13 protein-coding genes are annotated in these 8,204 nt (G+C 33.3%); 12 read left to right on the forward strand and 1 reads right to left on the reverse strand.

Annotated elements, in window-relative coordinates:
* Positions 1-247 precede the first annotated feature (247 nt).
* Genes comGA through COD11_RS22575 form a run of 9 tightly spaced genes read left to right on the forward strand, consistent with a single transcriptional unit; the run spans position 248 to position 5,000 of the window.
* Complete coding sequence (comGA, locus tag COD11_RS22535) at positions 248-1,315, forward strand: competence type IV pilus ATPase ComGA (protein WP_098799152.1); 1,068 nt, start codon at positions 248-250, stop codon at positions 1,313-1,315.
* The gene (comGB, locus tag COD11_RS22540) at positions 1,305-2,339 is read left to right on the forward strand and encodes a competence type IV pilus assembly protein ComGB (RefSeq protein WP_176551206.1); all 1,035 of its coding nucleotides are present in this window, start codon (positions 1,305-1,307) and stop codon (positions 2,337-2,339) included. Before comGA ends, comGB begins: the two co-directional genes overlap by 11 nt.
* Before the next feature lie 10 nt (positions 2,340-2,349).
* Positions 2,350-2,664, forward strand: coding sequence for a competence type IV pilus major pilin ComGC (gene comGC / locus COD11_RS22545; protein WP_098799154.1), 315 nt, complete (start codon positions 2,350-2,352; stop codon positions 2,662-2,664).
* Positions 2,639-3,094: a competence type IV pilus minor pilin ComGD gene (gene comGD, locus COD11_RS22550; RefSeq protein ID WP_176551207.1), complete on the forward strand. Its 456-nt coding sequence runs from the start codon at positions 2,639-2,641 to the stop codon at positions 3,092-3,094. Before comGC ends, comGD begins: the two co-directional genes overlap by 26 nt.
* Positions 3,060-3,407: a competence type IV pilus minor pilin ComGE gene (gene comGE / locus COD11_RS22555; protein WP_098799156.1), complete on the forward strand. Its 348-nt coding sequence runs from the start codon at positions 3,060-3,062 to the stop codon at positions 3,405-3,407. The genes comGD and comGE overlap by 35 nt, the downstream gene beginning before the upstream one ends.
* Positions 3,331-3,834: a competence type IV pilus minor pilin ComGF gene (comGF, locus tag COD11_RS22560; protein WP_255301685.1), complete on the forward strand. Its 504-nt coding sequence runs from the start codon at positions 3,331-3,333 to the stop codon at positions 3,832-3,834. The genes comGE and comGF overlap by 77 nt, the downstream gene beginning before the upstream one ends.
* Entirely contained in the window at positions 3,831-4,214 is a 384-nt protein-coding gene (gene comGG, locus COD11_RS22565) for a competence type IV pilus minor pilin ComGG (protein ID WP_098799158.1), read from the forward strand. Before comGF ends, comGG begins: the two co-directional genes overlap by 4 nt.
* A 41-nt stretch (positions 4,215-4,255) precedes the next feature.
* Positions 4,256-4,753: a shikimate kinase gene (locus COD11_RS22570; protein ID WP_098799159.1), complete on the forward strand. Its 498-nt coding sequence runs from the start codon at positions 4,256-4,258 to the stop codon at positions 4,751-4,753.
* 52 nt (positions 4,754-4,805) lie between these two features.
* Positions 4,806-5,000, forward strand: a complete 195-nt coding sequence (locus COD11_RS22575; RefSeq protein WP_098799160.1) for a YqzE family protein — start codon at positions 4,806-4,808, stop codon at positions 4,998-5,000.
* Between the two features lie 148 nt (positions 5,001-5,148).
* Here the strand turns inward: COD11_RS22575 and COD11_RS22580 are convergent, their stop codons facing one another.
* The gene (locus COD11_RS22580) at positions 5,149-5,463 is read right to left on the reverse strand and encodes a DUF3889 domain-containing protein (RefSeq protein ID WP_098799161.1); all 315 of its coding nucleotides are present in this window, start codon (positions 5,461-5,463) and stop codon (positions 5,149-5,151) included.
* 126 nt (positions 5,464-5,589) lie between these two features.
* Between COD11_RS22580 and COD11_RS22585 the strand changes: the two genes are divergently transcribed.
* From COD11_RS22585 to COD11_RS22595, 3 genes are all read left to right on the forward strand, one after another.
* Positions 5,590-5,802, forward strand: coding sequence for a hypothetical protein (locus COD11_RS22585; protein WP_098799162.1), 213 nt, complete (start codon positions 5,590-5,592; stop codon positions 5,800-5,802).
* 935 nt (positions 5,803-6,737) lie between these two features.
* A complete protein-coding gene (locus COD11_RS22590) occupies positions 6,738-7,469 on the forward strand; it encodes a YveK family protein (RefSeq protein WP_098799163.1) in 732 nt (243 codons plus the stop codon).
* Positions 7,438-8,136 carry a CpsD/CapB family tyrosine-protein kinase gene (locus tag COD11_RS22595; RefSeq protein WP_442919996.1) on the forward strand — a complete coding sequence of 233 codons (699 nt, stop codon included), beginning with the start codon at positions 7,438-7,440 and terminating at the stop codon, positions 8,134-8,136. The genes COD11_RS22590 and COD11_RS22595 overlap by 32 nt, the downstream gene beginning before the upstream one ends.
* The last annotated feature ends 68 nt before the right edge of the window (positions 8,137-8,204 follow it).

Genomic DNA, 8,204 nt, shown 5'->3' on the forward strand with positions numbered 1-8,204 from the left:
CCCATCTCAAAGCACTACCCCAGCAAGAGGATATCTTGAGTGAAATACTTTCCCTCAATCCGACTTACAACCTCTATTATGTTCGATTTTCCATTTTCTATAACAGAAAATCACAATAAATTTATCTTCTTCCTATGAATAAAGAATAATGACCTATTAAACCGCCCTTAAAATTCATTTTTACCGATGTGCAAAAAATCTTCCCATTCTGTACAATGGTTGTACAAAGAAGAAAGGAGAAGTAAAAGTGAAACCAATTGAACAAATCAGTGAACGTATTATAGAAGAAGCCTGTGCATTAAGAGCCTCAGACATTCACATTATTCCCAGAGAACAAGACACACTCATTCAGTTTCGAGTTGATGATGATTTAATTGAAAAACATACGATGAAAAAAGAGATCTGTGGTCGGATCATCTCTCATCTAAAATTTCTGGCTTCGATGGATATTGGAGAAAGACGAAGACCTCAGAATGGATCACTATCACTTTCTACTACTAATCTAAATGTTCATCTAAGATTATCCACCCTCCCTACCATTCACGAAGAAAGTCTTGTGATTAGAATTTTGCCACAAGAGAAAATACCGCCAATAACACATTTATCATTGTTTCCTGCCACAACAAACAAACTGCTCTCCATTTTGAATCACTCACATGGTTTAATGATTTTTACCGGCCCAACTGGCTCAGGTAAAACAACAACACTTTATTCTCTCATTCATTATGCAAAGCGTCATTTTAACAGAAATATTATCACGTTAGAGGATCCGGTAGAAACGAAAAGTGAGGAAGTATTGCAAGTTCAAGTTAATGAAAAAGCGGGGATTACCTATGCTGCTGGGTTAAAGGCAATTCTGCGTCATGATCCTGATATTATTATGGTTGGAGAAATACGAGATCGAGAAACAGCTCAAATTGCGATTCGCGCCAGTCTAACGGGTCATCTTGTTTTATCAACCATGCATACAAGAGATGCAAAAGGAGCGATATATCGATTAATGGAATTCGATGTAAGTTTATCTGAAATTGAACAAACTCTAATTGCGGTCTCAGCTCAAAGACTAGTTCAACTTAAATGTCCATTCTGTGAAGATCAATGCTCTCCTTTTTGTAAGAAGCTTAGACAAAAAAGAAGGTTAAGTATCTATGAGCTTTTATATGGAAAAAACCTAACAGCTGTAGTAAAGGAGGCGAAAGGGGAATTAGCTTCCTATCATTACCCAACATTAAAAGATGTTATTAAAAAGGGAATTGCACTAGGATATCTTTATCCAAATTCTTATGACCGTTGGGTGTTTCGTTATGAAGATTAATAAAAAATGGAATTTAAAAGATCAATTATCATTGTTAAAAAGATTAAGTAGTTTGCTAGATAAAGGGTACACATTAAATGAAGCCTTACAGTTTCTTCATGTTAATGAGCAGGGTTATAAAAAAGCTGATTTACAGCAATGTATGATATACCTATCAGCAGGTAACTCATTTCGAGCAGCTCTTTCAAGCTTAAGTTTTCATCGGGATGTGTTAAGCTATCTTTATTTTGCCGAACAGCATGGAGACCTAGAATTCTCACTAAAAGAATGCAGTGGAATTTTGGATAAAAAACTCACACAGTTTGATAAGCTTGCAAAACTACTACGATATCCCATCTTTTTATTATCAACAGTGGCAATTATTTTATTAATGATACAATTTGTTGTTACCCCTCAGTTCGAGCAGTTATATGCTTCTATGAATATTGAAACCTCCTTTTTCTCACTTTTTTTAATAATCGTTTTTAATACATTAAAGCTGTCAGGAATTTTACTAATAGTAGCAGTAATCATAATTGCTATTTATTTCTTTTTTATATTTAACAAGCAGTCTCCAGATTTACAAATGAATACAATTATTAAAATACCCATTTTAAAACGAATATTTGTTATTTCACACAGTTATTTCTTTGCTCTGCAACTGAGTAATTTATTAAAAGGGGGGATGTCTACTTTTGAGAGCTTAAAAGTGTTTGAAAATCAAAATCTATTGCCATTTTTTAAGGTAGAGGCAGGCTACCTCATTCAACAATTGCGTGCTGGTGAACAGCTTCATCACATTATTGGTGAACGATGCTTTTATGAAAAGGAGCTTTCCCTTGTTATTTTGCATGGACAAGCGAATGGACAGCTTTCACGAGAACTTTACACTTATAGTCAGCTTATTATCGATAAGCTTGAGCAAAAAATGGTGAAATTTATGGCAATCGTTCAACCTGCTATTTATGGATTTGTAGGTATGATCGTGTTATTTGTCTACTTATCTATGCTTTTACCGATGTACAAGATGATGGAAAGCTTATAGGAGGTATTCGATGAAGAATGAAAAAGGATTTACGTTAATTGAAATGTTAATTGTGTTACTCGTTATTACTGTATTGCTGCTTATTACGATTCCAAATGTCACGAAGCATAATAGCAGTATTCAAAAAAAAGGCTGTGATGGGCTTATTAATATGGTACAAGCCCAAGTAACGTCTTATCAAATTGACCATAAAAAAATACCTACAGTAGGAGAACTAGAAACCGGTGGTTATCTACGAAACACACCTGTATGTCCAAATGGGAATACGGTTGTAATTGCTGCGGATGGAGTTGTTTCTGATGGAGGAGCACCGGCTTCAGATTAATAAAAATGGCTTTACTCTTTTAGAAACAGTTCTTGTGTTGGCCATTTTAAGCAGTATGAGCTTGCTTTTTATTGCGAATATTGTTCCTATTTATAATAAAAAAGTATTAGATACTTTTTTAGATACATTTGAAAAAGATGTAATGTATGCCCAGCAACACGCACTGATAAATGAAGAAAGAACTTATATAGTATTTGTACCGAGTCAGAACAAATATACAATTGAAGGGACAAAGCTTGGGTCAATACTTATTGAAAGAAAGTATGACAGCCGAATTAAACTTGAGGCTGAAGTATTTTCTAACCGAATCACTTATAATCCAAACGGATCAATTCGAGCAAGCGGAACTATGCACATTACCTATTACAATCAGTCTTATAAGGTGGTTTTTTATCTTGGAAAGGGTCGTTTTGCTCTTCAAGAACTATAAAGGCTATTCATTAGCTGAAACAATCACAGCATTTAGTATGTGGATTTTAATAGTCTCCATCCTTATCCCTCAGCTTGTTCTTATCACACAAGAGCGAGTTACAACAAAACAAACTTCTGATGCATTGAAATTATTACACGAGAAAATTCAATCGGTAGCTTTTTCGGATTTAGACAAGGTAAACGAAGATTTTGAAAAAGATTCTGTGGTTTATCACTTAACATGGAAGGAGGAAGGTGCGTATCAAAAGGCTTGTATGGAATGGACAAGTTTGTATAAAAAAACAAAATCGGTTTGCCTTCTTGTATCTTAACGAACGGGGGTATACGTTTTTGAATATGCTTCTAACCTTTTTTATTTACTCCTTCATTATTTCAACTCTCACCATTATTTTTCACTTTTTAATTTCTCATTCTCAACATCCCGAAGACTTAAGACCATTTGAATGGGAACTTTTTATTATTCAACTTCATAGGGAATTTAAAGAATCAAGTAACATTACCATTCAGGATACAGAATTAACGTTCACGAATAATACTGGACAACATGTTAGTATTAATCACTATAAAAACCTAATTCGTAGACAAATAGCTGACAGAGGCCATGAAATCCTCCTTTTAAAAGTAAAAACAATGACTTTTCACCAGGTTGACAGGGGGATCCAACTTTCTATAATAAGTGAGGCTGGTAAAGTCTACACCTACACATTTAGAACTTATAAGGAATTAGTAAAAGTATGAAGCACGAAAAAGGGTTCATTTTGCCAAGTATGATGGTGGTTGTTTTTTTCTGTTTACTAATAACAGCGCATATATCAATATCCTTAGTAAATGAAAAGAATTTTTATGAAGAAACAAAACAATATTATGCTCTCGATTCAATCATGCAAGTTGCAGTTGAAAGGTCACTAAATGAAGTGAAGGATTATGGAACTGCTTTACTTAATGAACAGATATCAGTGAACACGTTTAATGGTCAATTTAATTACCTGGTTCAGGAAGTCTCACCACTGATTTTTAATGTTTCTATCACATGTCAAACAAATGAAGGAAAAGAATATACAGCATCTTATCAATATGATTCGTCAATAAATGAAATGATTTTATGGTCTGAATATTAAAAATTATGGTATTGTAGAAAGAAAACGTGGAGGAACTGGTTTTGGAAGCAATATATTTAACTGGATTTATGGGGGCAGGAAAAACAACAGTTGGTCAACAACTCTCACAAAACATGCAACTTCCTGTTATTGATACAGATCAAGAAATTGTAAAAAAATTAAATAAAAGCATTAAAGAAATATTTGAAGAATATGGTGAAGCCTTCTTTCGCGATCAAGAAACGAAAGTCTTAAAAGAACTTCCAACAAAGGACATTATTATTACAACCGGCGGTGGGATTGTTATTAAGGACGAAAATAGAGCTTGGATGAAAGAACATGGCAGGATCGTGATGCTTCATGCAGACATTGATACAATCTACGAACGTGTTCACTCAGATAAAAGTCGACCTTTAGCAAGTAAAAAATCAAAAAAAGAGCTTACTGATTTATATCAATCACGAGTAAACTTTTATCAAGATTGTACATTGTTAATTGAAACCGCACAAAAAAGTATTGAAGATATTGTGAATGAAATAAGTATACGATTAAATGCTTAGAACTTTGGAAATAAATAGAGGTAGATACCATTAATAATTGAGGTGTTTTACCTTGTCTACAAATGATTACGTTAAGTATGTTACACAACAAATTGTGAAATTTATGGACACGCCCAAAGAAACAAGAAAACAGCAACGGCAGGAACGCAAGGATCTTGATGCATCATCTTCATATTTCAGTAATCGTTGGTTAGGTGTTTTGCCTTTTGCAGTACGTTTGTTAATGAATAAGAAAAAAGATCGATAAAAAGGCAGGAGAACAGCGCAGTTTTGTAAACTGTGCTGTTTTTATTTTTACTAGTTACAAAAAAATGCTCTGTCATAAAGTGAATTTATATGACAGAGCTAACTGATCGATATTATTTTACAAAATATCGAGGAGTGACAGGCACCATCTATGCCTCTGGTACAACCTGAATTTTTTTAATTTCACCAGTTTTTGAGTCATATGTTATGGTTGTATAGACAGCAAAATCGTCCATACCTTCACGTAATGTTAAGCGGTATTGCTTAACTGTAAAATCCTTTTTCTTTTTGTCCCAAATTTTTTGAGAAAACAATACTTGTGATAGTGGGTAACGTTTTTTTGTTTCTTTTACTGCAACATCTTCCCATGTTTTTTGAGAAACAGCATGAACCTTAGGCGAAAATGAAACCTGTGTTGCTGTTAATCCGTACAGTATTGTAAGAAAAAATATCCATTTCTTCACCTATGAACACCATCCTTGCTACATATTTTTACCAATACAATGAAATTCATACATAGGTTGAGAGGTTTAATCATATGGAGGGAGTAAGAGGGAAAGAAGAAAGAAAATAATAAGGGGGAAATAGTAGTGATAGGTTTTATTACGTTGTTAATATTTATTACACTTCTTTTCATTGGGCTAGCAGTTGGAATTGGAACAAAATCGAGGAAAAATAGTAAGAATAGAAAGGGAAAATTGTCCTTTATCCCAACATTTTTTATTGGTGATTCCCACCACAAGCATGATCACCATGATGCAAATGATTCCTCTGACAGCTTTGGAGATAATAGAGGAGATTGAAGAAGATCAATTACGTATCCTGCTTATTGGATGTACTTCTGAACTCACTCAATCTAAAATGTCGATCAGTACAACATAAATGACAAGCAGAGAGAAATCAATGTTGGAGAGAAATACTTAGTTATTACGTGATCTCGCTTTCAAATGATCATCAGCTTCATTTAGTTGTTAAACATTATAATAAAAAATAGAAATAAAAATAATGTGTCTAATATATATAGTCCCATTACAACAGAAGATCAATTCTATACCCTATTGTTTTCATGAAAGAAGACGGGTGAAGGATATGAGATTCACGCATTAATTTTTGTCAAAAATGGTGTGAGCGAGGTAGAATCTTATGAAGTAAATGAAACACAAAATTCATCATTTCTGTTTATAAATTAGAGGGTGAAAAAAACTTCAACTCGAATAAAGACACTATTGTCGGAGTAACAATAGGAGATAATGGAAATGGATTTAATTACCCAGACATACCTCTCTTTACAAAAATAAAAAAGTTCATTGACTTGTTCTTTATAAAGTACTATTATGAAAATAGACCTAATCCAAAAGATTACATATGATCACATGAATTACAGTATATACATATATAGTTAAATAAAGGTATATCGTTTTGTTCTTTAATGAGAACATAATTGAGATGTAGTGGTAAGCAGTTAGTATTAAGAAAAAAATTATACATACTAGTTTGGTGATATCTCCTTACCATTGTCAATGGAGGTACTCGGTTATGCTGTGGGTTAATGATCTTTGACCTTAGACACAAGTTGTCGAGAGTGTAATGTGAGGAGGGGTTAGATGCCCTAGTTTAACTTGTATATCTAGAACTTAATATTTAATCCTTTTATTATCAAATACTACATTTCTTTTGGTCAATTAAAAAGGTGAAATATAATGTTTTGATTCACACGACTATATTTGTGGAGGAAAAAATGGATGAAATTAGTTTAAGGGCTATGTTTCATACCCTAAAAAAACGCTGGATCTTAATTGTTCTTATTCCTTTAATTGCATCCCTAGTTAGTGGTGCTATTTCAATTTTCTTATTAACACCAATTTATCAGGCATCTACACAACTACTAGTAAATCAAAAAGACACGCAGAATCAGTTAGATGCTAATTTATTAAGGAGTAATGTAGATTTAATTAATACCTATAGCGATATTATAAAGAGTCCTGTAATTTTAGACAAAGTAATTGATAAACTTAGTCTATCACAAAGTGTTGAGGAGCTAAATAGTAATATCTCCATAAACAGTCAAGCAAACTCGCAGGTTTTTTCGATATTCGTTGAAGATGTAAATCCAAGAAAGGCAGTCGAAATTGCAAATACTGTATCTGAAACATTCCAACAAAATGTTACTGGAATTATGAATGTTGATAACGTTAGTATTCTTGCGAAAGCTAAACTAAATGAGAACCCTACACCTTTAAAGCCACAACATGTATTGAATGTTACTATTGCATTGGTCATTGGCTTAATGATTAGCTTTGGAATAATTTTTTTAATGGAGTACCTAGATAATACATTTAAAAATAGCCATGATATCGAATCATATCTTGGACTCCCTGTCTTAGGGTCTATTCCAGAAGTTTCTCATAAAAAAAGTTCTAAAGCAAAGGCACTAGGAGGTGAAGCTCTTGAATCAAAAATTGAAGCATAGAGGGAAAAGTACAATTCAATTAATTGCACATAGTAATCCTAATACGGCTATTACTGAACAATATCGGCATATTAGGACCAGTATTATGTATTCCTCAGTAGATAAAGAGCTTAAATCTATTATGATTACTTCATCTGAACCAGGTGAAGGAAAATCTATGACAGCTGCTAACCTGGCAGTTGTTCTTGCACAGCAGGGAAAGAAGGTAGTCCTTGTTGATGCAGATTTAAGAAAACCCTCTATTCATTTTACTTTTAATTCTAGTAATATCGATGGGTTAACAAGTGTATTAACAAAGAAAATCAGCTTAAATGGTGCAATTAGTAGCACCTACGTTCCAGACCTTGACATATTAACATGTGGTCCCATTCCTCCGAACCCTTCAGAACTATTAGACTCAAAGGCTATGGAGTCAGTAATCAAAGAACTAAAAGCGACTTTCGATTACGTTGTTATTGATACACCACCCGTTATTACTGTTACAGATCCGCAAATTATTGCAAATAAATGTGATGGTATTGTTATGGTGGTGAAACGTGGAAAGACTAAGAAAGATAAAGCACAAAAAGCAAAAGAGCTTTTAGAAAAAGCTGAATCTCGATTGATTGGTGTCGTCGAAAATGGAGTTAAGTATACTGAGACTAATTACTATGGAAGGTACAATTAATCAAAAAATCAGCAATTTAGCCTCAAATATGTATCTTTACTTTACAGATAATGGTAGTGTCAAAAGAT

The sequence above is a fragment of the Bacillus sp. AFS040349 genome (assembly GCF_002577655.1).
Classification (GTDB): Bacteria; Bacillota; Bacilli; order Bacillales; family Bacillaceae; genus Metabacillus.

Coding starts and splice junctions, on each gene's coding strand:
- comGB (WP_176551206.1), top strand. CDS start 1,305: ATGAAGATTAATAAAAAATGGAATTTAAAAGATCAATTATCATTGTTA.
- comGC (WP_098799154.1), top strand. CDS start 2,350: ATGAAGAATGAAAAAGGATTTACGTTAATTGAAATGTTAATTGTGTTA.
- comGD (WP_176551207.1), top strand. CDS start 2,639: ATGGAGGAGCACCGGCTTCAGATTAATAAAAATGGCTTTACTCTTTTA.
- comGG (WP_098799158.1), top strand. CDS start 3,831: ATGAAGCACGAAAAAGGGTTCATTTTGCCAAGTATGATGGTGGTTGTT.
- COD11_RS22590 (WP_098799163.1), top strand. CDS start 6,738: ATGGATGAAATTAGTTTAAGGGCTATGTTTCATACCCTAAAAAAACGC.